Source organism: Streptomyces sp. NPDC030862 (assembly GCF_055571835.1).
The window spans coordinates 173,185-195,655 of sequence record NZ_JBVIEN010000007.1; the positions used below are offsets into that span (position 1 = coordinate 173,185).

Consider the following 22,471-nt stretch of genomic DNA (forward strand, 5'->3'; position numbering starts at 1 on the left):
GCACCAGACGCCGCTCGCTGATCCGGCCTGATCGACAAGACACACCCCCTAGCGGCCCCGTACGAAGAAGTCGTACGCCGCCCCCGCCGTGAACTCCCCCTGCCCGCCGCGCAGCAGCAGCCCCGCCGTCCGGAAGGCCGGGTCGTCGGCCGTCGACGGTACGTACGGAACGGCGATGCACCGCATCCCGGCCGCGTGGGCCGCCGCCGCGCCGGGTGGGGCGTCCTCGACGACCACGCACTGCGCCGGCTCCACGCCGAGCCGGCGCGCCGCCTCCAGGAACACGTCCGGCGCGGGCTTGCCCCGCTCGACCTCCTCGGCGGAGACCAGCGTGGCGATGTACGCGCCCAGGCCCGTGGCGTCGAGCACCGCCTCGATCGCGGCGCGTGAGGAGCCGGACGCCACGGCCATCGGGACACCCTCCCGGTGCAGGAGCTCCACGAACGTGCGCATCCGCGGAAACACCCCGGTCGCCGTGCGCGCCAGCTCCAGGTAATGGCGGTTCTTGGCGGCCAGCAGCTCCTCGACCGGCGCGTCGAGCCCGTACTCCTCCTTGAGGATCTCCAGCGTCTCGCGCGTCCCGATGCCGATGAAGTCGGTGTGGCGCTCCCAGGTGAAGCCGGCGACGCCGTGGCTCGCCAGCAGCCGGCGCCCGGCCTCGTAGTAGTTCGGCTCGCTGTCCACCAGCGTGCCGTCGAGATCGAAGACGACCGCGGCGTTCACGGGCGCTGCGGGCGCGAGGCCCGCCCCACCGCCTCCACCAGGGGCAGCAGCCGGTGCGGCACGCGCTCGCGCAGCGCCATCTCCGTCCGCGTACGCACCACGCCCGGGATCTGGATCAGCCGCTGGATGACGTCCTCCAGATGGCCGTTGTCCCGGGCCACGACACGCGTCAGCAGGTCCCCGCCGCCGGTGATCGAGAACGCCTCCACGATCTCGGGGACGGCGGCGAGCTCCTCGCCGACCTCGTCCAGATATCCCTGCGTCACCTCGATGTGCACGAACGCCAGCACCGGATGCCCCAGCGCGGCGGGGGAGAGGACCGGCCCGGTGCCGGTGATCACCCCGTCGCGCTCCATCCGGTCCAGGCGCGCCTGGAGCGTGCCGCGCGCGATGCCCAGGATCCGGGCGTACTCGCGCACACTCGTGCGCGGCTGTTCGATCAGCAGCCGCAGAATCCGGGTGTCGAGCTCGTCCACTGCCACGGAACGTGACAGTACCCCGTTCCCGCGGGTGGGCAGGGGGCGTGCCTCAGCCGAGGCTCGCCAGCAGTTCGTTGCACGCCTGCTCGCACCGCCGGCACGCCTCCGCGCAGACCCGGCAGTGCTCGTGCATGTCGGCGTGGCTCTCGCACTCGTCCGCGCACGCCTTGCACACGGTGGCGCACGCCCGCACGACCGCGCGCGTGATGTTGGCGTCGTACCCGGTGTGCCGGGAGAGCACCGACGCGGTGGTGTTGCACATGTCGGCGCAGTCCATGTCGGTACGGATGCACTTGGTCAGGTCGCCGACCATGCCCTCGGACAGGCAGGCGTCGGCGCACGCCGTACACGCCTGGGCACAGGCGATGCACTGCTCGATGCACGTGGCCATCGCCTCGCGGTCCACACCGCCGAGGTCGGCCGGGTAGGTGTTCAGCATGTCCTTGACCGATGTGGTCATCTTCCTCGCCTCCTCTGTTGCGTCACGCTGACGGGTGCACCGGTGGCCCCCGGGCAAACAACCCCCGGCGCCCCGACATGACGGGTCGGCATGACGGGTCGGCGGGCGGGTACGCGGCGCGCGATGGTCGGGAGGCCTCGGGAGGCCGCGATGGAGATCACCACCATGGAGATCACGTAGGAGCGTCCCTACCGCTTCCGCATCACACCGCACCGCGACATGCGGGTCCCCGGGGTCGTGTTCGCGTCCCGGCGGCTGCTGCGGGACGCCGAGAAATCACTGGAGCAGGTCGTCAACGTGGCGACCCTGCCGGGCATCGTCACCGCCTCGTACGCGATGCCGGACATCCACTGGGGCTACGGCTTCCCCATCGGCGGCGTCGCCGCGACCGACGTCGACGACGGCGGGGTGGTGTCACCCGGCGGCGTCGGCTTCGACATCTCGTGCGGGGTGCGGCTCCTCGCCGCCGACTGCGACCGGCGTGCCCTGGCGCCGGTGCTGGCGCGGCTCATGGACGGCCTGGGCCGGGCGGCCCCCCACGGCCCCGGGCGGGGTGCGGTCTGGCACCTCGGCGGGACCGGGCGGCTGCGGCGGGTACTGGAGGGCGGCTCGCGGTACGCCGTCGAGGAGGGCCACGGCGAGGAGCGGGACCTGCTGCGCTGCGAGGACGCCGGGGCGGTCCCCGACGCGGACGTCGGCGAGGTCAGCGAGCGGGCGATGCAGCGCGGCCTCGAACAGGTCGGCAGTCTGGGCGGGGGCAACCACTTCCTGGAGGTCCAGGCGGTCGACGAGGTGTACGACGGGCCGGTCGCCCACGCCTTCGGCCTTGCCCTCGGCCAGGTGTGCGTGATGATCCACTGCGGCTCCCGCGGGCTGGGGCACCAGGTGTGCAGCGACCATGTGCGGACGATGGACAAGGCGATGGCGCGCTACGGCATCACCGTGCCCGACCGGCAGCTCGCGTGCGCCCCGGTCGACTCACCGGTGGGGAAGTCCTACCTCGGGGCGATGGCCGCGGCCGCCAACTACGGGCGCGCGAACCGCCACATGCTCGGCGAGGCGGCGCGCCGCGTCTTCCGCAGCATGGCCGGGGCCCGGCTGAGCCTGGTGTACGACGTGTCCCACAACCTCGCCAAGATCGAGCGCCACGCGCTGGACGGCGAGACCCGCACCCTCTGCGTCCACCGCAAGGGCGCCACCCTCGCCCTCCCGCCCGGCCACCCGGGCCTCCCCGAGGACCTGCGCACCGCCGGTCAGCCGGTCCTCATCCCCGGCACCATGGGCACCGCGTCGTACGTCCTGACCGGCGTGCCGGGCGGCGACGCGTTCCACTCCACCTGTCACGGCGCCGGCCGGGTGCTGAGCCGCCACGCGGCCCTGCGCGCGGTACGCGGTGAGGAGCTGCGCGCCCGCCTGGAGTCGCGGGGCATCGCGGTGCGCGGGGCGTCCTGGCGCGGCCTGGCCGAGGAGGCACCGGAGGCGTACAAGGACGTCTCGGAGGTGGTCGAGGCGAGCGAGGGCGCGGGCCTGTGCCGCAAGGTGGTGCGCCTGGTGCCGCTGGGGGTGGTGAAGGGCTGACGCCGCGCCTCCGCCCCCGGTGGTGAAGGGCTGACGGCAGGTCCCCACCCCCGGTGGTCAGACGTCGACGGTCGCCGCACACGTCCAGCCGTACGGGCCCGGGGCGAGGTGGAGGTCGCTCCAGGAGACGGCCTTCGGGGCCGCGCCGATGACCGGGACCCGGGAGAGCTCCGCGACCGCGAGCCGGACGTCCAGCCCACCGTCCGTCATCTCCGCCTCGACGTCCACGGGCACCTCCCCGTGCACCTCCAGCCGGAAGATGACCTCGTCGAGCAGCGCGGCCAGCAGATCGTCGTCGTCGGTCTCGTCGAACCGCACCCGCCGCACCGCCGTCGGGCGGACGCCGCCGAGGTCGGCGAAGCACTCCACCATCCCCAGCACCGCCTCGGCCAGGCACAGCTCCCGGGACGAACCCCACGCCTCGATCCGTACGTCCGCCGTGTGCGGAACCGTCCGGTGCCCGCTCTCGCCCGGCCGCCGCCCGGCCGCCTGCTCGTCGCCGTTCGTGCCGTCGTCATCCGCGTCGCCGATCATGACGAGCACTTGCCCTCAATGAACCGGACATATGCCGCCATTCCCCCGCTGGGGAGGACAATGAAGCAGGGCGCCGCGCCGCTCGGCCGGACGCCCGGGCCTGCGGTTCCCTGGGGAGACGAGCGACGATGAAGGGCTCACTCCGTGTCGGACGGGTATGCGGTGTACCGCTGCGGATGCACTGGAGCGTCCCGCTGCTCGCGGTCCTCTTCGCGTACGGACTGGGGCGCCGGACCCTGCCCGCCTGGGCTCCCGGGCACCCGGACGCGGTCTACACCGTCGCCAGCGCCGTAGGGGCGCTGCTGCTCATGGGCAGCGTGCTGCTCCACGAAGCCGCGCACGCCGCGGTGGCGCGGTGGAAGCGGATCTCCGTGGACGACGTGACCCTCTGGGCGCTGGGCGGGGTCACCCGGATGGACAGTCCGAAGACGGCCGTGGCGGCGTTCGCGGTCGCGGTCAGCGGGCCGCTCGCCAGCCTGGCCGTCGGCGGAGCCGCGCTCGGCGCGGGCGTCGCACTGCACGGGCTGACCGGCTGGCCCGTGCCCGCCGCCGTCCTGGTGTGGCTCGGCTGGATGAACCTGCTGCTGGGCGTGTTCAACCTGCTGCCCGCCGCCCCCCTCGACGGCGGCCGGGTGGTGCAGGCGGCGCTGTGGTGGCGCACCGGCGACCGGGACCGCGCCGAACGGGCGGCCGGCCGCAGCGGCCAGGTCATGGGCGTGCTGCTCATGATCCTGGGGTGGTTCTCCGTGCTGCGCGGGATGACCGGCGGCCTGTGGCTCGTCGTGATCGGCCTCTTCATCACCGTCGTCGCCGGTGCGGAACGGCAGCGTGCCGTCTTCCGTACGGCCCTGCGCGGCGTACGGATGGCCGACGCCATGTCCGCCCCGGTGGTCACCGGCGCCGACTGGCTGACCGTGCGGGCCTTCATCGACGAGGTGGCGGCCGGGTGCGGCCACTCCGCCGTGCCGCTGGTCGACTTCGAGGGCCGCCCCAGCGGGGTCGTGGAGGTTGGCCGGCTGGCTGCGGTACCGAAGGCGCGCAGGGACGAGCTGCGCGTGCGGGACGTGGCCACTCCGCTGTCGCGCTGCGTGCTCGCCGCCCCGGACGACCCGCTGGCCGAATCCCTCGACAAGCTCCGCCCGGGTGCCGGAGGGCGCTTCCTCGTCGTGGACGGAGAGCGCCTGGTCGGGATCGTGACGGCGAAGGACATCGCGCGGCTGATGCGGCGGCACAGCTTGCGCGGCCCCCGCACCGAGTGAACGGCCGGTTCACCACGCGGCCGGTTGAACGGACGGCTGGTTGAACGGACGGCTGGTTGAACGGACGGCCGGTTGAACGCGGCGTACGGCTGGAAAGAGCGTTGCCCTGGACGCGGCCGTCCGCTGCGCTGAGGGGGTCGGCGACATGCGGGGGCGAGCGAGGAGGGCGTGATGCCCGCGAGGCACTCGGCACGTGACGGGTCCAGGCCCTGGACGGCGTACCCCACGCCGGTGGTGTGCGCGTCCGTCTCCCTCGGATCGGCCGGGCTCCTGCCCGTACTCGGCGCCGTGCGGTGGCTGCATCACCCGGTGCCCGCCCTCGCCGCGTACTGCGTGCTCACGGCCCTGGTGAGCCTGCGCGCGAGTCTGCGCGCGGTTCCGTTCGCCGCGGTCGTGGCGTGGATGGTGTACGACGGCTTCGTCGTGCACGAGCAGGGCGAGCTCACCTGGGACGGCTCCGCGGACGTGTACCGCCTGGGGCTGCTCGCCGCGTCCTCGCTGCTCGGAACGGTGGTGGCCGCGCTGGGCCGCGTCTGCGGAACGCCTCGCGGGTGACGGGCTGCCCGCGCCGCCGGTGAGGGCCGTTGGCTCCACGTTGGCGCACGCTCGTACGGCCTCACTGGGCCATTGGCTCAGTGAATGAGGAGCCACTTGAGCCAACGGGCGAGACAGTGTTGTGATGGACCCATCGATGGCGCTGCGGACTCCGCGGCGCCTTTTTCATGCCATGTCATGTACGTGAAGGAGGGCCGGGAAACCGTGCTGAAGAAGGTGTTCGTGGCTCCGGACCCCGGGCGACTGCGGCTGCGCAGCGCCACGCGGGCCGTCCTCGGCATCGCGTTGGCGGTGGGCTTGTGCGGGACGGCAGGCCACTCGTTGGTCGCCGCCATCACCGGCGGCCTCGCGGCGCTGCTCGCCCTCTTCACCGTGACGGACGCGACGGTGCGCGGCCAGGCGGTCACGACCGCGCTGCTGCCCGTCGTCGGGCTCCCGGTCCTGGCCCTGGCCGCCGTGCTGCACGACCAGCCGCTCGCGCGTGACCTGGCGTTCCTCGCCATCGTGGGGGCGGGCGTGTACGCCCGGCGCTGGGGGCCGCGCGGCCACTCGCTCGGCGTGTTCGCCTTCATGGCCTTCTTCGTGACCCAGTTCCTCGGCACGGTGCCCGGGCAGCTGCCCGAGCTGTACGCCGCCGTCCTGCTGTCGCTGCTCGCCTCCTCGGCCGTACGGTTCGGCCTGTGGTGCTACGAGCGGCGGTTCGCGCCGCCCGCCGCCGTACCGACACCGTTCGACGGCGGGCGGTGGCTGGGCCGGGCGACCACCCGGCAGGCGGTGCAGGCGACGGTCGCGGCCGGGTTCGCCCTGGTCGTGGGCCAGGTGCTGTCGCACGAGCGCTGGTACTGGGCGGTGGGCGCCGCCTGGTGGATCTTCGTCAACACGACGTCGCGCGGCGAGACGCTGGTACGGGGCTTCCGCCGGGTCCTCGGCACGGTGATCGGCATCGGCGCCGGCCTGCTCGTCGCCGTCCCGCTGCACGGTGAACCCCTGGCCACCGCCGCCCTGATCGGGCTCTGCGTCTTCGGCATCTTCTACACGGCGGCGGTCTCGTACACCTGGATGATGCTCGCCGTCACCGTGATGGCGAGCCTGCTGTACGGGCTGCTCGGCGTGCTGGACACCGGACTGCTGGCCCTGCGGCTCGTGGAGACCGGCGTGGGGCTGGCCGGCGCCGCGCTGGCCGTGCTCTTCGTGCTGCCCATCACCACGCACGCGACGACGGACGCCTGGATCGCCCACGCCCTGCGCTGCGTCCACGGCTGCACCACCTCGGCCGCGCGGCGCCTCGCGGGCGACCCGGACGCGGACCCCGCGCCGCTCGCCGCCGAACTGGAGGTGCTGCTCGGGCGGGCCCGGCTCTCCCTCGCGCCGCTCGTGCACCCGCTGAGCCCGCTGCGCGCCCGCAAGGCCCGCGCCCGCCGGGTCCTGGCCCTGCTGGACGACTGCGCCCGCGAGGTGCGCGGCCTCACGTCGGTCGCGGCCGACCCGGAGGCCTCGCACGACGCGCGGCTCGCCGCCGCGTGCTGGCGCGTGGAGATCGCCCTCCAGGCGCTGGTGGTGCCCGCACCGGGCGCCGAGCGGTCCGAGCAGCCCGAGCGGGCCGAGCGGTCCGAGCGGTCCGAGCAGGCCGAGCGGTCCGAGCAGGCGGCCCCGGAGGCGTCGCCCGCCGCCGCGCCGGCCGCGCATCACCACCCCGTCACCGAGGCCGCGCTGCAGCACCTCCACGGGCTGGAGCGGGTCCTGGTCGACCTGGCCGTGCCGCTGCGCTCCTCGCCGCGCTCGTCGGCGGCTTTCCAGACCCTGTCCTGACCGGGGCGCCTGCCGATTGGTCTGGACCTGCTAGCGTCGGGCCGTGCCGGGTGGTCGGCCCGGGGGAGAGGGGCGGCGCGGTGCGGTACGCAGAGGAGCAGGACCGAGAACGAGGCGGGGACCAGGGCGGGGACCAGGGCAGGGACCGAGGCCGGCACCGGGGCCGGAGGGCCTTCATCGGGTCGTTCACCTCGGCCGGAGGCCGTGGCGTCGTCGCGGCCGACCTCGACCCCGAGACGGGGGCGCTCACCGTCACCGGAGCCACGGACGAGCTCCCGGACCCGTCCTTCCTGGCCGCCGCGCCCGGCGGCACCCTGCTCTACGCCGTGTCCGAGACCCCGGACGGCGCCGTCGCCGCCTTCGACGTCACCGGGGCCGCCCCCCGCCTGATCGGCGCACCCGCCCGGGTGCGCGGCGCGGGCCCCACGCACCTGGCGCTCGCCGCGGGGCACGTGCTGACCGCCAACTACTCCGACGGCAGCGTCAGCGCCCTGCCCCTCGGTACCGACGGCGTACCGGACGCCGCCACCGGCCTCGTACACCGGCACCACGGCTCCGGCCCACACCCGGAGCGGCAGGCCGGCCCGCACGCCCACCAGGTGATGCCCGCGCCCGACGGCCGACGGCTGCTCGCCGTGGACCTCGGCACCGACTCCGTCCACGTGTACGCGCTCGCCGACGGCGCCCTCCTGCGGCTCGCCGAGACCGCCCTGGCCCCGGGCACCGGGCCCCGCCACCTGGCCTTCCATCCGGACGGCGGCCACGTCTACGTCCTCGGCGAGCTGGAGCCGACCCTGACCGTCTGCCGCTGGGACGGGCGGGCGGGCGTCCTCGAACCGGTCGGCGCGACCCCGGTCCTGCCCCCGGGTGCGTACACCCCCAGTCACCCGTCCGGGATCGCCGTCGCGCGCGACGGGCGCTTCGTGTGGGCAGCGGTGCGCGGCGACGACAGCATCGCCGTCCTCGCCCTCGACGAGACCCGCGAGAAGCCCGAGCCGGTCACCACGGTGCCCTGCGGCGGCCGCTGGCCCAGGGACCTGACGCTCGACCCCGAGGGGCGGCGGCTGTACGTGGCCAACCAGCGTTCCGGCGACGTGACCTGGTTCGACGTGGACCCGGACACCGGCGTGCCGTACCGGGCGGGCGCCGTCGAGGTCCCGGCGGCCTCCTGCGTGGTCTTCACCTGACGCCCGGTGGTCCTCACTTGACGCCCGCCGGCCGCACGGCGCGCGGAAGGGCCCGCACCGGATGACGTCATCATCGGGTGCGGGCCCTTCCGTTACGGTCCCTGCGGTCCTCGTACGGCCCGGGCGCGCGGGTCAGTGAACCGGGGCGCCCTGCGGCTGCGGGGCGATGCCCAGCGCCGCCGAGTACTGCGACAGCACCAGCTTGCCGACCGCCGGGTATGCGCCCAGCGGCTCGGACACCGGGCACTCCGCGGCCTGCGCGGCCTCCTCCAGCAGGCCCTCGCCCAGCTCGGGCCCGATCAGGTACGGCGCGAGCGCGAGCTGCTGCGAACCGGAGCCGCGCAGCTGCTCGGCGACCGCGGCCACCGAGCCCTCCTGGTCCAGCGCGGCGGCCATCACCGGGACGGCGAGCCGCGCGGCCAGCAGCATGCCGGTGATGCCGGCCGCCTGCACGGCCTCCTCGCCGCCGACCGTGGCCAGGACGATGCCGTCGGCCGCCGTGGCGACCGTGAACAGCCGTGCCCGGTCGGCACGGGCCAGCCCGGCCTCGGACAGCCGGACGTGCACGGCCTCCGCGAGCAGCGGGTGCGGGCCCAGCACATCGGTCAGATGGGCGGGCGCACCGCTGTTCGCGACCTCATCGCGTATCCGCGCCATCAGGGCGTGGTCCGGGCCCGCCAGCAGCGGCACCACGACGGCGGCCGGGCCCTCGGGCTCGGCGACCTCACGGCCGGCGGCCTGCGCCAGCTCGTACCGCTCGACGCGCAGCGCGGCGGCCTGCTTCACCACGGCCGCGAGCGTGGGGTACTCGGCGTCGTCGCCGTCCAGGAAACCGATCCCGGCCTCCAGGCCGGGCAGCTCGGAACGCGCGATGCTCACGACCTCCTCCGCCAGCCCGCGTACGGCGGCGGAAGGGACGCCGGGAACGGCGAGAACGAGCGCGGGCGCGCCCTCGGGCGCCGCCACGGGTTCGGGGCGACGGTGCCGCCCGGACTGGCGGGGTCGCGGCATTCGTACAGGCAGGCCGGAAGCGGGCCCAGTGGGGGAGCTCATGTCGCCGCATGCTACTGGTTTTGGCTGCTCCCTCGCGTGGGGAGGGGGCGGTCGCGTGCCCTCTGTCCGGCTATGCCCGAACAGTCGGCTACCAGTCGGTTGTCTCGAGCATGCCCGGCTCCCGGGGCAGCCGCAGCGTGTCCGTGGCGAGCGCCGCCGCGACGGTCAGCGCACCGGCGAGCGGATCGCCGTCGGCGGAGACGGTTCGCGCGTACGGCAGTTGCTCCGCCAGCTCGGCCCGCAGGGGGACGAGCAGGGCGTCGCCCATCGCGAACAGCCCGCCGGTCAGCGCCACTTCGGCCACGTCGGCCACTTCGGCCACTTCGGCCACTTCGGCCGGGTCGGCACGGTCGGCGCCGGGCGGGCAGACCGCCGCCGCGGCTTCCGCGATGTGCCGGGCGGCCCCGGCGAGGATGCCGGACGCCACCGGGTCCCCCTCCGCGCCGCACCGGGCCACTTCGGGCGCGAAGGCGGCCAGCACCGCCGGCCGGTCGCCGCGCGGGTAGAGCCGGCCCGGGAGGCCCTTGGGGTCGCCGAACACCGCCTCGACGCGCGCCAGGAGTGCGGCGGAGCCGCCACGCCGCCCGTCGTACGCGCGCAGGGCGGCCTCCAGCCCGGCCCGGCCGATCCAGGCGCCGCTGCCGCAGTCGCCCAGCAGGTGGCCCCAGCCGTCCGCGCGGCGCCAGGCCGACAGGTCCGTGCCGAGTGCGATCATGCCGGTGCCGGCCGCGACCACGGCGCCCGGCCGCTGCCCGAGCGCCCCGGCGTACGCGGTGACGGCGTCCGCCGCCAGCGCGAGGCGGTCCACGCCGAGCGAACCGCGCAGCGCGGCGGGTAGCTTGGCGCGCAGGTCGTCGCCGAGGGTCGCCATCCCGGCGGCCCCCACGGCGGCGGCGGCCGGGCGCCCGGCGACACCGGCCCGGGCCAGCAGACCCTCGGCGGCGGGCACCAGCCGCTCTAGCAGGTGCCCGGCGTCGATGCCCCGCTCCCCGGTCCGTACCGGCTCCGCGAACGCCACGCTGTCGACGTCCACGGTGCGCACGCGACCGGTGTCCCGACCGGTGTCCCCGGCGACGGCCCCGAGGGCGACCCGCAGCCCCGACCCGCCGGAGTCGACGCCCAGCACCCACACGCGGTCGCTCATGCGACGCCGCGCCGCGTCACGGCAGGCGCCACTCGACCGGCTGGGCGCCCTGCTGGAGCAGGAGCTCGTTCGTACGGCTGAACGGGCGCGAGCCGAAGAAGCCGCGGTCGGCCGACATCGGCGACGGATGGGCCGACTCGATCGCGGGGAGCCGGCCGAGCAGCGGGCGCAGATTGCGGGCGTCGCGCCCCCACAGCACGGACACCAGCGGCTTGCCGCGTGCGGCGAGCGCCCTGATGGCCTGCTCGGTCACCTCCTCCCAGCCCTTGCCACGGTGCGCGCCCGGCTTGCGGGGCGCCGTCGTCAGCGACCTGTTGAGCAGCAGCACGCCCTGCCGGGTCCACGGCGTCAGATCGCCGTTGGAGGGCCGGGGCAGCCCGAGGTCGGTGTGCATCTCCCGGAAGATGTTCTCCAGGCTGCCGGGCAACGGCCGCACCTCCGGAGCGACCGAGAAGCTCAGCCCCACCGCGTGTCCCGGTGTGGGGTACGGATCCTGGCCGACGATCAGGACCCGCACCTCGTCGAACGGCTGCTGGAACGCCCGCAGGACGTTCGCCCCCGCCGGGAGGTAGGTGCGTCCCGCGGCGATCTCCGCGCGGAGGAAGTCGCCCATCGCGGCGATGCGTTCGGCCACCGGCGCGAGGGCCTGCGCCCACCCCGGCTCGACGATTTCATTCAACGGTCGTGCTGCCACGGCCGTCACTCTACTGGCGCAGCGAACCCCCTCTCACCCGGCGCCCGAGGCGTGGACCCCCCTCGGTCTCAGCCGATGACCGCGGCCCGCACGCACAGCACGTCAGGCAGGTGGGAGGCGAGGAGCTGCCAGCTGTCCCCGTCGTCCGCGCTCGCGTACAGCTCGCCGTTGCGATTGCCGAAGTACACGCCCGCCGGGTCGGCGTCGTCCACGCACATCGCGTCCCGCAGCACCGTGCCGTAGTGGTCGCCCTCGGGCAGGCCCGCCGACAGGGGCTCCCAGGTCCCGCCCGCGTCGCTCGTGCGGTAGACCCGGCAGCGGTGGTCCGCCGGGACCCGGTCCGCGTCGGCGGCGATGGGGAACACGTACGCCACGCCCGCCCGGTGGGGGTGGGCCACCATGGCGAAGCCGAAGTCGGAGGGCAGGCCCGCGCCGATGTCGGTCCACTTGGCGCCGCCGTCGTCGCTGCGGTACACCCCCCAGTGGTTCTGGAGGTACAGCCGGTCCGGATCGCCCGCGTCCTGCGCGATCTTGTGCACGCACTGCCCGAACTCCGGGTGCGGGTCGGGCAGGAAGACCGCCGAGACGCCGTCGTTCGACGGCGACCAGGTCGCGCCGCCGTCCCGGGTGCGGAACACCCCGGCGGTCGACACCGCGACCGTCACGGCGTCCGGGTCCCGCGGGTCCGTGACGACGGTGTGGACGGCCTCCCCGCCACCGCCCGGAACCCACCGCGACCGGGTCGGGTGCTCCCACAGCGGGCGCACCAGCTCGAAGGTCTCGCCCTCGTCCGTGGAGCGGAAGAGCGCGGCGGGCTCCGTGCCCGCGTAGACCACGCCGGGCGCGGCCGGCCCCGCCGGGTGCAGCTGCCACACCCGCTCCAGCGAAGCGCCGGTGTCCTTGGGGAACTTGACCGCGGGCTGCCGCGGTTCGGTCCACGTCTCGCCCAGGTCGTCGGAGTGGAACACCGACGGCCCCCAGTGCGCGCTGTCCCCGCCCGCCAGCAGGCGGGGTGTGCTCCGGCGCGTGTCGATCCCGATCGAGTACACGGCCTGCGCGTTGAAGTGCGGGCCGCCGAACTCCCATCGGCCGTCTCGCCTGCGGCCGATGAAGAGTCCCTTGCGTGTGCCTACGGTGAGCAGTACGTCGGTCATGGCCGACACCTCCAGGACGCCGTTGTCGCGGATACGGGCCAGTGTGCACCCACCCACTGACAGTGGCCCCTCCCGGCGGCGTTCGCGCAGGTCAACGGGGGTGTCCGGGCGGTCGGACCCGGTGTCGCGGCCCGGTGCCGGTCACGGAGTCCGGCCCGGCATGGCGCCCGGCACGGCACCCGGTGCCGGGCCGGTGCCGGGCCGGTGCCGGCCCCGGCGTCAGACCGACCGGTGGTACTGGTCGGGCACGTGCACCTCGCCGCCCAGCTCACGCGCCGCGTGCCGGGCCCACGACGGATTGCGCAGCAGCTCACGGCCGAGCAGTACCGCGTCCGCCTCGCCGTTGGCGACGATCTTCTCGGCCTGCGCGGCCTCGGTGATCAGGCCCACCGCGGCGACCGGCAGCCCCGTCTCCGCCGTCACCCGCGCCGCGAACGGCACCTGGTAGCCCGGGCCGACCGGGATGCGGACGTGCGGCGCGTTGCCGCCGGTCGACACGTCGAGCAGGTCCACGCCGTGCTCCTTGAGCAGCGCGGCGAACCGTACGGTGTCGTCGGCCGTCCACCCCGCCCGCTCCTCCAGCCAGTCGGTGGCCGAGATCCGGAAGAACAGCGGCAGCTCCTCGGGCCACACCTCCCGTACCGCGTCGACGACCTCCAGGGCGAAGCGGGTGCGGTTCTCGAAGGAGCCGCCGTACGCGTCGGTGCGGTGGTTGCTGTGCGGCGAGAGGAACTCGCCGATCAGGTACCCGTGCGCGCCGTGGATCTCGACGACCTCGAAGCCCGCGTCGAGCGCGCGCCGCGCGGCGGCCGCGAACTGCCCGGTGATGTCGCGGATCTGCTCCGGCGTCAGCTCCTCCGGCACGGGGTGGCCCTCGTCGAAGGGCAGCGGGCTCGGGGCGACCGGCCGCCAGCCGTGCGCGTCGGCGCCGACCGGGGCGCCGCCCTTCCAGGGGCGCTCGGTGGAGGCCTTCCGCCCGGCATGGGCGATCTGGATGCCCGGGACCGTGCCCTGGCCCTTGAGGAAGCCGGTGATCCGGCGCAGCGCCTCGGCCTGGGTGTCGTTCCAGAGGCCCAGGTCGTACGGGCTGATCCGGCCCTCCGGGGAGACCGCGGTGGCCTCCAGCAGGATCAGGCCGGTGCCGCCGGCGGCGCGGGCCGCGTAGTGCGCGAAGTGCCAATCACCCGCGACGCCCGCGTTCGGGCCGACGGCCTCGGCGCTGTACTGGCACATGGGCGCCATCCAGACGCGGTTGGGGATGGTCAGCGATCGCAGGGTGCGGGGCTCGAACAGTGCGCTCACGGCGGACTCCAATGCGCGGCGGGGCCGGTCGGTACGCCTCGTACGATAACCGTCGTAGTACGCCACCTGTCAAACTACGAGGTCTCTCGTACAATGCAGGGACCCGAGGAACCTGGAGCCCCCGTGACCACCGTGCCTGCCGTGACCGCTGTGACCACCGGAAGCGCCGGCGGCTCCGGAGGAAGCGGAACCGCCGGAACCGCCGGAACCGCCGGAAGCGCCGGAACCGCCGCGGGATCCCGCACCACAGGTTCCGGCACCGCGGGCTCCGGCGGGCGCGAACTCGCGCACCCCGCGCGCGACGAGATCCGCCTCGAAGCCGTGCTCCACGCCCTCGCCGACCCCATGCGGCTGCGCGTCGTACGGGAACTGGCCCTGGCGGAGTCCGAGGTGGCCTGCTCGCACATCGAGCTTCCGGTGACCAAGTCGACGACCACGCACCACTTCCGCGTCCTGCGCGAGAGCGGTGTCATCCGCCAGACCTACCGGGGCACGGCCAAGATGAACGGCCTGCGCCGTGACGACCTGGAGGCGCTCTTCCCCGGGCTGCTGGACGCGGTCCTCGCCGCCGCCGAGCGGCAGGCCGCCCGTCTCGACGGCTCCTGAGCGGTCGGCGCCGGCGTCTGCCGTATCGTTCCACCGACCCGTCCGAACAGGAGCCATCCGCCCGTGTCCTCCCCCGCCCCGGCCCGGACGTCCTCGTACCCCGTTCGCGTGCTGCTGGTGGAGGACGACGACCTGATGCGCCGGTCCTTCACCGTCGCCCTGGAGCGTTACGGCTACGAGATGAGGGCCGCCGCCGACGGCCTCACCGGCCTGGAGCTCTTCCGCGACGAGCCCTTCGACCTGCTGATCCTCGACGTGATGCTGCCCGGCCTCGACGGGATCGGCCTGTGCCGCAGGGTCCGGGAGACCAGCCTGGTGCCCGTCCTGATGATGTCGGCCCGCGGCGACGGGCTCGACGTCGTCGCCGGTCTGGAGGCCGGAGCGGACGACTACGTGGTCAAGCCCGTGGACACGTACGTACTCGTCGCACGCATCCGCTCGCTCCTGCGGCGGGCGACCTACGCCCCCGCCTCCGCCGCCGCCCCGGCACCCGAGCGGACGGCTGGTGAGGAGCGGGAGGTGCTGGTCTTCGGGGACCTGACCATCGACACGGCCGGGATGGAGGTGTCCCTCTCCGGCAGTCCCGTGGCGCTGACCCCGACCGAGCTGAAGCTGCTCCTCGCGTTCGCCGCCCACCCCGGCGTCGTACTGGAGCGGCACACCCTGCTGCGCGACGTGTGGGAGTACGGCTGGGACGGCGACAGCCGGGTCGTGGACCTGTGCGTGCAGCGGCTGCGCCGCAAGCTGGGCCGGGACCGGATCGAGACGGTCCGCGGCTTCGGCTACAAGTTCAGGCGCTGAGGCCGCCGTGCGTCCCTTCCGCCGGCCGAGGCCGGGCCGTAGCTCCCTCCGCCCGGCCCGCGCGTCCCTGCGCTGGAAGATCGCGGCCTTGGCCGCCGCCACGGCCTGCCTGGTCGTGGCGGCCGTGGGCGTGCTGGTGCACCTCTGGACCGCGCAGGACATCCGCTCCCGCGCCCAGGGACAGGCCCTCAACACGCTCTACTCGGCCATGGACGTGTACCGGCGTACCGGAACGCTCGCGGACGGCGCCGAGCTCGACCCGGCCGAGTTGCCCGCCGCCCTGCGCGACCCGGCCGACGGCGACCGGCACACCGCCCACGACGGCCGCGTCGAGGGGAACCTGGGCCCGAGCGTCTGGGCCGCCCAGCGCACCGGTGGCCCCGGCAGCCCGCTGCTCGCCGTCCGCGTCAACATGAGCCCCGAGCTCCACACCCTGCGCCGCCTCGACATCACCATGACGGTGGCCTCGCTGGTCGCGCTCACCGCGGCCGCGCCGCTCGCCGTCTACGGGGCCGGGCTGCTCGCCCGCAGGCTGCGGCGGGTCGGCGAGACCGCGAGCCGGATCTCCGCCGGGGACCTCGACGCCCGGACCGGGCCCACCAAGGGCCGCGACGAGGTGGCGGAGATCGCCGCCACCGTCGACCGGATGGCCGACAGCCTCGCCCGACGGCTGCGTACCGAGCGGCAGTTCACCGCGGACGTGGCCCACGAGCTGCGCACCCCCGTCGGCGGTCTGCTGGCGGCGGCCGACCTGCTGCCGCCGGGCGAGACGGAGGACCTGCTCCGCGCCCGGGTGCGCGACCTGCGGGCACTGGTCGAGGACCTGCTGGAGATCTCCCGCCTGGACGCCGGTGCCGAGCAGCCCGTACGCGCCCGGGTGCCCCTCCGCGCCGTCGTCTTCGAGGCCGTGGCCCGCACCGGCCTCGACACGGAGGTCACCGAGGTCACCCAGATCACCGAGAGCACCGAGGTCCCCGAGGGCACCCACGAGGCCGGGACGACCGTGGAGACCGACCCGCGCCGCCTGGAGCGGATCGTCGGCAACCTGGTCACCAACGCCCACCGGCACGGTGCCGGCCCGGTACGGGTCACCGTCGAGGGCCGTACGGTCGTCGTACGCGACCACGGCCCCGGCTTCCCGCCGGACCTCCTGCTGCACGGCCCCCGCCGCTTCCACACAGGCGCGGTGGAACGCGGCTCCGGCCACGGCCTCGGCCTGACCATCGCCCTCGGACAGGCCCGGGTCCTCGGCGCCGACCTCCGCCTCGACAACGACCCGGACGGCGGTGCCGTCGCCACCCTGCGCCTGCCTGCGCACTGACGCCCGCCCGACCACGCCGACCGGGGTCATGAAGACGCCGACCGGGCTCATACAGAACCGATACGCAGCGGCGCGGCCACCGATACACGCCGGTCCAGACCCCGATACATCAGCCGGACACCCTTCGACGTGCACCTTTCCGCACCCGCACCCGCACCTGCACCTGCACCCGCACTCGAAGAGGAGGTCCCCGTGACCGCCGACCCCCTGGCGCTCCATCCGACGACGACCGGTATCGCCGCCGCCACCACCGACCTCACGAAGGTCTACGGCAGCGGAGACACCCGTGTCGTCGCCCTCGACCGGGTCAGCATCGCCTTCCGGGAAGGCGAGTTCACCGCCATCATGGGCCCCTCAGGCTGTGGCAAGTCCACCCTGCTGCACTGTGCCGCCGGACTCGACGCACCGAGCTCCGGCTCCGTGCGCGTCGGCACCACCGAACTGAGCACGCTCGACGACCGCCGGCTCACGCGGCTGCGCCGCGACCGGATCGGCTTCATCTTCCAGGCGTTCAACCTGCTGCCGACGCTGACCGCGCTGGAGAACATCACGCTCCCGCTGGCCCTCGCCGGGCGCCGCCCCGACCCGGAGTGGCTGGACCGCGTGGTCTCCATGGTCGGCCTCTCCCAGCGCCTCGGCCACCGGCCCGCCGAGCTCTCCGGCGGCCAGCAGCAGCGCGTCGCGGTCGCCCGCGCCCTGGCCTCCCGCCCCGCGATCGTCTTCGGCGACGAGCCCACCGGGAACCTCGACTCCCGCGCCGGGGCCGAAGTCCTCGGCTTCCTGCGCGACTCGGTGCGCGAGCTCGGCCAGACGGTCGTCATGGTCACCCACGACCCCGTCGCGGCGGAGTACGCGGACCGCGTGGTGTTCCTCGCGGACGGCCGGATCGTGGACGAGACGTACCCCGCGCCTCTCCCTCCCACCCCCGCGACCGCTCCCGCCAGGGCTGAGCGGAAAGGACCGACCAGAACCGTGTTCCGCACCGCCCTGCGCACCGTACGCGCCCACAAGGCCCGGCTGCTGATGACCGTGCTCGCCGTCATGCTCGGCGTCGCCTTCGTCTCGGGCACCCTCGTCTTCGCCGACTCCACCGCCGCGGCCCACCGCGCCGCCGCCTCGAAGAGCTTCGCCGGCATCGCCGTCACCGTGACCGAGAAGCCGCCCCCGCCCGGCGCCCCCGCCGCCGGCCAGGGAGCCGGGGGCGTGCTCGACGACGCGCTCGTAAGGCGACTGGCCGAGGTACCCGGTGTCGCCGCCGTACGACCGTCGGCCGACGGCTCGGCGACCCTGAACGCGGCGGACGGCACCCCGCTGCGAGCCGACCGGGCATGGTCCCACCTGGCCGCCGCTTACGTAGCCGGCAAGGACGGCGAGGACGGCCGCTACCCGGTGGTGGAGGGCCGTGCCCCGGCCGGCAGCGCTGAAGTTGCCGTGGACAGCGGCACCGCCGCCGCGGGCGGCTTCCGCCTGGGCGGCATGATCACCCTGGCCACCGACGGCCCGGTCATGACCAAGCGCCTCGTCGGCATCGTCACCACCGAGGACACCCGGGTCACGGCCGGGGGCACCCTCGCCCTCTTCGACCGGGCGACCGCGCAGCGGCTGTTCGCGTCCCCGGGCCACTACACCGGCATCGACCTGTCCGCCACGCCCGGCACCGCCCCGTCCGAGCTCGCCCGCCGGGTCACCGAGGTGCTCCCGGCCGACCGCGCCGAGGCCACCACCGGGGCCGCACAGGCCGCCCAGCAGGCCCTCCTCGTCGACACGCTGACCCGGGGTTACGAGAAGGTGCCGCTGGTCTTCGCCGGGGTCGCGCTGTTCATCGGCTCGTTCCTCATCGTCAACACCTTCACCATGCTCGTGGCGCGGCGCACCCGTGAGATCGCGCTGCTGCGGGCCATCGGCGCCTCGCGCCGCCAGGTGTCCCGCTCCGTCTTCCTGGAGGCCCTGCTCGTCGGCCTCGTCGCCTCCGCGGGGGGCCTCCTGCTCGGGCTCGGCATCGCCGCCGTCCTGCCCGACGTCCTGAGCACCGGCGCGAACGTGCTGCCGCGAGGCCCCCTGGTGGTCGGCCCGCGCTCGGTCGTGGCGGCGCTGGGGGTGGGCGTGGGCGTCACCGTGCTCGCCGCGTGGCTGCCGTCCCGCCGGGCGGCGAGGGTCGCGCCCGTCGAGGCGATGCGTACGGCCGCGCAGCCTCCCGCCCCCGCCCGATCGCGGTCCCGGCTCCGTGGCGTGACGGGCCTCGCCCTCCTCGTCCTCGGCGCAGGTCTGCTGGTGTCCCTCACGCGGGCGGAGGACGCCTCGGAGGAGAACCTGCGGACGGCGATGTCCGGCTGCGCCCTCCTCCTCGCCGCCCTGCTCGTCCTCGCTCCGCTGCTCGCCGCGCCCGTGATCCGGCTCACCGGACGCCTGACCGTCCGCTACGGGATCACCGGGCGGCTCGCCCGTGAGAACGCGCTGCGCGACCCGCGCCGCACCGCGGCGACCGCCGCCACCCTGCTGATCAGTACCGCGCTGGTCAGCGGTCTCGCCGTCATCGGCCACTCCACCGGGCAGGCCCTCGACCGCCAGGCCGCGGCCGGGCTCGGCGCCGACTACGTGATCAGCACCCGCTCCACCACGACCGCGGTCGACCCGGCCGCCGTACGGCGGGTGGCCGGCACCGCCGGCGTACGGACCGCGAGCGCCGTCACGGACTCCACCCTCTTCACCGGCGGCGGAGTCCGGGAGATCTCCGGCGTCGACCCCCACACCGTGGACGCCGTCATGAAGCTCGACTTCGTCAGCGGCTCCGCCGAAGACCTCGGGCCCGGCCGGATCGCCCTCTCCCGCACCCTCGCGACGGACCTCGGCCTGACCACGGGCGGCAGGCTGGACGCCCGCGTCGGCCGGCACCAGGAGCCGGAGCCGTACACCGTCGTGGGCGTCTACCAGGACAACCCCATCGCCCGCGACGCGCTCGGCGACCGTACGGAGGTGGCCGAGAACGCCTTCCTCCCCGGCTCGGTCCAGCGGATCCTCGTCCGCACCGACGACGGCGCGGACCCGGAGACCGTGGAGCGGCACCTGCGCGCCGCCGTGGGCAACAGCCCCCTGCTGAAGGTGCAGGGCCGGGGACAACTCGTCGCCGAGGCCGCCGGCACCCTGGGCGACCTGCTGAAGGTGATGTACGGGATGCTCGCCATCGGCGTCGTGATCAGCGCGCTCGGCATCGTCAACACCCTGGCCATGTCGGTCGCGGAGCGCACCCGCGAGATCGGGGCGCTGCGCGCGCTCGGCATGGACCGCGCCGGCGTCCGGCGGATGATCCGTCTGGAGGCGGTGGGCGTCGCCGCGTTCGGCACCCTCCTCGGCATGGCGGGCGGCCTGTTCGGCGCCTGGGCGGTCGGCTCGCTCGCCAACGGTGCGATGGAGCACTACGCGCTGGCGCTGCCCTGGGGCACGCTGCTCCTCATCGGCCTGCTGTCCCTCGTCATCGGCGCGGCCGCGGCCACCGTCCCGGCCCGCCGGGCGGCCGCGCTGAGCCCGCTGGAGGCCGTGGCCGGGCACTGACCCCGGCTACGGCTCGCGGACGGCCTCCGGGTTCCGGTCGGACGCCGGCCAGACGTACGGGAGGCCGTCCGGGATCCCGGGGAAGTGGTCGCGGTAGAAGTCGGGGTCCTTGCGCAGCAGCGCCGACTGGTGGCTGCGGTGGAAGGCGGCGTCACCGAGCCACGGGGGCAGCTCCCCGGCCGCGGCGAGCCCGCCCTGCGGCCGGGGTTCGCCCTCTCCCGGCCGCCGCCAGGCGCGGAAGTCGCGCATCAGCGTGGCGGCGCAGGTGTCCGAGCGCCCCGTGGCCGTCCAGACGCGGCAGACGTCCAGGCCGTAGCGGACGAGGGCCTCCTCGTAGCCGGTCCACATGCGGACCGCGGGATGCCTGCGCCACCCGTACCCGGGCACGGTCAGCCCGCGGAACACCTGGAGCGCCTCCACCCGCTGCTTGCCCAGCCGACGCGGATCCAGGGCCTCCGCCGAACGGGTGAAACCGGGGTACGGCAGGAACGTCTGCATGCGGTGTCCCTACCCGGACACCGCCCGAGACCCCACCCGGACGCCGCCGCTGGGGCTACGCGGACACCGCCCGAGACCCCACCCGGACGCCGCCGCTGGGGCTACGCGGGCACGGCCCTGGGCCCCACCCGGATGCCGCCGCTGGGGCTACGCGGGCACGGCCCTGGACCCCACCCGGACGCCGCCGCTGGGGCTACACGGGCACGGCCCCGGGCCTCGCCCGGGTGCCGCCGCGAGGGCTGTGCAAATACCGCCCCGGCCCTCGCCCGGATGCCGCCGCGAGGGCTACCCGGGCACCGTCCCGGACCACCCCCGCGAGCGGGGCCCGGGCGCCGGCCCGCGGGCTATGCGGGCACGCCGGCGGCTCCCAGCAGCCCCGCCCAGTCGGCGATCTTGACCGTCGAGCGCCCCAGGGTGTGGCCCAGTGCCGCCTCCGCCTGCTCGATGGAGAGCCACCCCGGCCACTCCACAGGCCGCAGCCCCCAGCTCCGCAGTGCGGCGAGCGGGTCGTCCGCCACCGGGCGCCGCAGCAGCAGCGCCGCGTCGTCCAGCAGCGAGGTGGCCGTCTCCTTGGCGCAGGGCCGGTTGGTGCCGATCACACCCGTCGGGCCCCGCTTGATCCACCCCGCGACGTACTCGCCGGGCGACGGGGCGCCGTCCCGCAGCACTCGCCCCGCCGCGTGCGGCACCGTGCCGCGTGCGGCGTCGAACGGCAGCCCCTCCAGCGGCACCCCGCGGTAGCCGACCGCCCGCAGCACCAGCTGGGCCTCGACGTCCTCGTACGCGCCGGTCCCGCGCACCCCGCCCGCGCCGTCCGGCACGGTCCGCTCGAAGCGCACCCCGGCCGCCCGGCCGCCGCGCTCCAGCACCTCCACCGGCCGCAGGAAGAACCGCACCCGGATGACCCGCTCCCGGGGCTCCGGCGCCGTGCTCTCCGCCCAGGCGCGTACCACCTCCACATTGCGCCGGTTCACCGCCGGCAGGCCCGCCGGGTCCGCGTACGCCGGGTCGAGCGCCAGGTCCGCCGGGTCCACCTCCACCCGGGCCTGCGGCATCGCGCCCAGCTCGCGCAGCTCCTTGGTGGTGAACTTGGCCTGCGAGGGCCCGCGCCGGCCCACCATGTGCACCGTGCGCACCCGGCTCGCCGCCAGCGCGCCCAGCGCCGCCTGCGGCACGTCGGTGGGGTGCAGCTCCTCCGGGCCCCGGGCGAGGATCCGCGCCACGTCCACCGCGACGTTCCCGACCCCGATCACCACCGCCGAGCGGGCGGCGAGCGCGACGCCGAAGCCGTTCCCGGCGGCGTCCGGGTGGGCGCTGTACCAGGAGACGAAGTCCGTGGCCGAGTAGCTGCCCGGCAGGTCCTCGCCCGGCACGCCCAGCGTGCGGTCGCGCGCCGCGCCGACGCAGTACACGACCGCGTGGTACAGCTCCAGCAGCCGCTGGGGGACCACCCCCCGGGCGCCGACCTCGACGTTGCCGACGAATCCGATCCGCTCGTGCTCCAGCACCGTGCGCAGGTTGTTCTGCAGGGACTTGATCTTCTCGTGGTCCGGTGCCACCCCGTACCGTACGAGCCCGTACGGACAGGGGAGCCGGTCCAGGACGTGGACGCGGACGTCCGGCACGCGGGTCTGCTCCACCAGCGACTGGGCGGTGTAGACCCCGCTCGGCCCGGACCCGACGACGGCGATTCGCAGCACGGCCGCGCTCCTTCCCGGAGGGATTTCCAGCATCGCACCGCCGCGCCCGTCGCGGGAGATGCCGG

The 22,471-nt window shown here is 75.0% G+C and carries 20 protein-coding genes; 9 read left to right on the forward strand and 11 right to left on the reverse strand.

What is annotated here, in order from left to right:
- Window positions 1-48: 48 nt before the first annotated feature.
- From ACZ42X_RS20195 to ACZ42X_RS20205, 3 genes are read right to left on the reverse strand one after another with little or no spacing between them, the layout of a single operon-like run.
- Window positions 49-723 carry an HAD family hydrolase gene (locus ACZ42X_RS20195; protein WP_468291656.1) on the reverse strand — a complete coding sequence of 225 codons (675 nt, stop codon included), beginning with the start codon at window positions 721-723 and terminating at the stop codon, window positions 49-51.
- Window positions 720-1,205 carry an Lrp/AsnC family transcriptional regulator gene (locus ACZ42X_RS20200; protein ID WP_361420231.1) on the reverse strand — a complete coding sequence of 162 codons (486 nt, stop codon included), beginning with the start codon at window positions 1,203-1,205 and terminating at the stop codon, window positions 720-722. The genes ACZ42X_RS20195 and ACZ42X_RS20200 overlap by 4 nt, the downstream gene beginning before the upstream one ends.
- Window positions 1,206-1,251: 46 nt before the next feature.
- Entirely contained in the window at window positions 1,252-1,662 is a 411-nt protein-coding gene (locus tag ACZ42X_RS20205; RefSeq protein WP_468291659.1) for a four-helix bundle copper-binding protein, read from the reverse strand.
- Window positions 1,663-1,881: 219 nt separating this feature from the next.
- Between ACZ42X_RS20205 and ACZ42X_RS20210 the strand changes: the two genes are divergently transcribed.
- Window positions 1,882-3,240, forward strand: a complete 1,359-nt coding sequence (locus tag ACZ42X_RS20210; protein WP_468291662.1) for an RtcB family protein — start codon at window positions 1,882-1,884, stop codon at window positions 3,238-3,240.
- Between the two features lie 57 nt (window positions 3,241-3,297).
- Here the strand turns inward: ACZ42X_RS20210 and ACZ42X_RS20215 are convergent, their stop codons facing one another.
- Window positions 3,298-3,774 carry an archease gene (locus ACZ42X_RS20215; protein ID WP_468292412.1) on the reverse strand — a complete coding sequence of 159 codons (477 nt, stop codon included), beginning with the start codon at window positions 3,772-3,774 and terminating at the stop codon, window positions 3,298-3,300.
- Window positions 3,775-3,902: 128 nt separating this feature from the next.
- Here ACZ42X_RS20215 and ACZ42X_RS20220 point away from each other — a divergent pair, with 128 nt between their 5' ends.
- From ACZ42X_RS20220 to ACZ42X_RS20235, 4 genes are all read left to right on the forward strand, one after another.
- Window positions 3,903-5,033, forward strand: a complete 1,131-nt coding sequence (locus tag ACZ42X_RS20220) for a site-2 protease family protein (RefSeq protein ID WP_468291665.1) — start codon at window positions 3,903-3,905, stop codon at window positions 5,031-5,033.
- A gap of 171 nt (window positions 5,034-5,204) precedes the next feature.
- Complete coding sequence (locus ACZ42X_RS20225; RefSeq protein WP_468291668.1) at window positions 5,205-5,588, forward strand: hypothetical protein; 384 nt, start codon at window positions 5,205-5,207, stop codon at window positions 5,586-5,588.
- A gap of 177 nt (window positions 5,589-5,765) precedes the next feature.
- On the forward strand, window positions 5,766-7,397 hold the full coding sequence (locus ACZ42X_RS20230) for an FUSC family protein (protein WP_468291670.1): 1,632 nt from the start codon (window positions 5,766-5,768) through the stop codon (window positions 7,395-7,397).
- Window positions 7,398-7,573: 176 nt separating this feature from the next.
- Window positions 7,574-8,584, forward strand: coding sequence for a lactonase family protein (locus ACZ42X_RS20235; RefSeq protein WP_468292415.1), 1,011 nt, complete (start codon window positions 7,574-7,576; stop codon window positions 8,582-8,584).
- A 132-nt stretch (window positions 8,585-8,716) separates the two neighbouring features.
- On the opposite strand, the gene ACZ42X_RS20240 is transcribed toward ACZ42X_RS20235, so the two are convergent.
- The 5 genes from ACZ42X_RS20240 to ACZ42X_RS20260 form a co-directional block, all read right to left on the reverse strand.
- On the reverse strand, window positions 8,717-9,637 hold the full coding sequence (locus ACZ42X_RS20240; RefSeq protein WP_468291672.1) for a sirohydrochlorin chelatase: 921 nt from the start codon (window positions 9,635-9,637) through the stop codon (window positions 8,717-8,719).
- A gap of 88 nt (window positions 9,638-9,725) precedes the next feature.
- A complete protein-coding gene (locus ACZ42X_RS20245; protein WP_468291675.1) occupies window positions 9,726-10,781 on the reverse strand; it encodes a BadF/BadG/BcrA/BcrD ATPase family protein in 1,056 nt (351 codons plus the stop codon).
- Between the two features lie 16 nt (window positions 10,782-10,797).
- Window positions 10,798-11,475: a uracil-DNA glycosylase gene (locus ACZ42X_RS20250; RefSeq protein ID WP_361420208.1), complete on the reverse strand. Its 678-nt coding sequence runs from the start codon at window positions 11,473-11,475 to the stop codon at window positions 10,798-10,800.
- Between the two features lie 68 nt (window positions 11,476-11,543).
- Window positions 11,544-12,629, reverse strand: a complete 1,086-nt coding sequence (locus ACZ42X_RS20255) for a WD40/YVTN/BNR-like repeat-containing protein (RefSeq protein WP_468291678.1) — start codon at window positions 12,627-12,629, stop codon at window positions 11,544-11,546.
- A 219-nt stretch (window positions 12,630-12,848) separates the two neighbouring features.
- On the reverse strand, window positions 12,849-13,931 hold the full coding sequence (locus ACZ42X_RS20260; RefSeq protein ID WP_468291681.1) for an NADH:flavin oxidoreductase/NADH oxidase: 1,083 nt from the start codon (window positions 13,929-13,931) through the stop codon (window positions 12,849-12,851).
- A gap of 306 nt (window positions 13,932-14,237) precedes the next feature.
- Between ACZ42X_RS20260 and ACZ42X_RS20265 the strand changes: the two genes are divergently transcribed.
- The 4 genes from ACZ42X_RS20265 to ACZ42X_RS20280 all read left to right on the forward strand — a co-directional run bounded on the left by ACZ42X_RS20265 (window position 14,238) and on the right by ACZ42X_RS20280 (window position 20,208).
- A complete protein-coding gene (locus ACZ42X_RS20265; protein ID WP_361420789.1) occupies window positions 14,238-14,537 on the forward strand; it encodes an ArsR/SmtB family transcription factor in 300 nt (99 codons plus the stop codon).
- A 63-nt stretch (window positions 14,538-14,600) separates the two neighbouring features.
- The gene (gene cseB, locus ACZ42X_RS20270) at window positions 14,601-15,338 is read left to right on the forward strand and encodes a two-component system response regulator CseB (RefSeq protein WP_468291684.1); all 738 of its coding nucleotides are present in this window, start codon (window positions 14,601-14,603) and stop codon (window positions 15,336-15,338) included.
- A gap of 88 nt (window positions 15,339-15,426) precedes the next feature.
- Window positions 15,427-16,659: a sensor histidine kinase gene (locus ACZ42X_RS20275; protein WP_468291687.1), complete on the forward strand. Its 1,233-nt coding sequence runs from the start codon at window positions 15,427-15,429 to the stop codon at window positions 16,657-16,659.
- A gap of 192 nt (window positions 16,660-16,851) precedes the next feature.
- Window positions 16,852-20,208, forward strand: coding sequence for an FtsX-like permease family protein (locus ACZ42X_RS20280; protein WP_468291690.1), 3,357 nt, complete (start codon window positions 16,852-16,854; stop codon window positions 20,206-20,208).
- 6 nt (window positions 20,209-20,214) lie between these two features.
- Here ACZ42X_RS20280 and ACZ42X_RS20285 read toward each other — a convergent pair whose 3' ends face one another.
- On the reverse strand, window positions 20,215-20,706 hold the full coding sequence (locus ACZ42X_RS20285) for an MSMEG_6728 family protein (RefSeq protein WP_468291693.1): 492 nt from the start codon (window positions 20,704-20,706) through the stop codon (window positions 20,215-20,217).
- A gap of 344 nt (window positions 20,707-21,050) precedes the next feature.
- A complete protein-coding gene (locus ACZ42X_RS20290; protein ID WP_468291696.1) occupies window positions 21,051-22,406 on the reverse strand; it encodes an FAD-dependent oxidoreductase in 1,356 nt (451 codons plus the stop codon).
- Between the last annotated feature and the right edge of the window lie 65 nt (window positions 22,407-22,471).

Excerpts from the sequence above, each read along its gene's own strand:
- ACZ42X_RS20205 (WP_468291659.1), bottom strand. The coding sequence starts at position 1,662 with ATGACCACATCGGTCAAGGACATGCTGAACACCTACCCGGCCGACCTC.
- ACZ42X_RS20210 (WP_468291662.1), top strand. The coding sequence starts at position 1,882 with ATGCGGGTCCCCGGGGTCGTGTTCGCGTCCCGGCGGCTGCTGCGGGAC.
- ACZ42X_RS20215 (WP_468292412.1), bottom strand. The coding sequence starts at position 3,774 with ATGATCGGCGACGCGGATGACGACGGCACGAACGGCGACGAGCAGGCG.
- ACZ42X_RS20220 (WP_468291665.1), top strand. The coding sequence starts at position 3,903 with ATGAAGGGCTCACTCCGTGTCGGACGGGTATGCGGTGTACCGCTGCGG.
- ACZ42X_RS20225 (WP_468291668.1), top strand. The coding sequence starts at position 5,205 with ATGCCCGCGAGGCACTCGGCACGTGACGGGTCCAGGCCCTGGACGGCG.
- ACZ42X_RS20230 (WP_468291670.1), top strand. The coding sequence starts at position 5,766 with ATGTACGTGAAGGAGGGCCGGGAAACCGTGCTGAAGAAGGTGTTCGTG.
- ACZ42X_RS20240 (WP_468291672.1), bottom strand. The coding sequence starts at position 9,637 with ATGAGCTCCCCCACTGGGCCCGCTTCCGGCCTGCCTGTACGAATGCCG.
- ACZ42X_RS20245 (WP_468291675.1), bottom strand. The coding sequence starts at position 10,781 with ATGAGCGACCGCGTGTGGGTGCTGGGCGTCGACTCCGGCGGGTCGGGG.
- ACZ42X_RS20255 (WP_468291678.1), bottom strand. The coding sequence starts at position 12,629 with ATGACCGACGTACTGCTCACCGTAGGCACACGCAAGGGACTCTTCATC.
- ACZ42X_RS20285 (WP_468291693.1), bottom strand. The coding sequence starts at position 20,706 with ATGCAGACGTTCCTGCCGTACCCCGGTTTCACCCGTTCGGCGGAGGCC.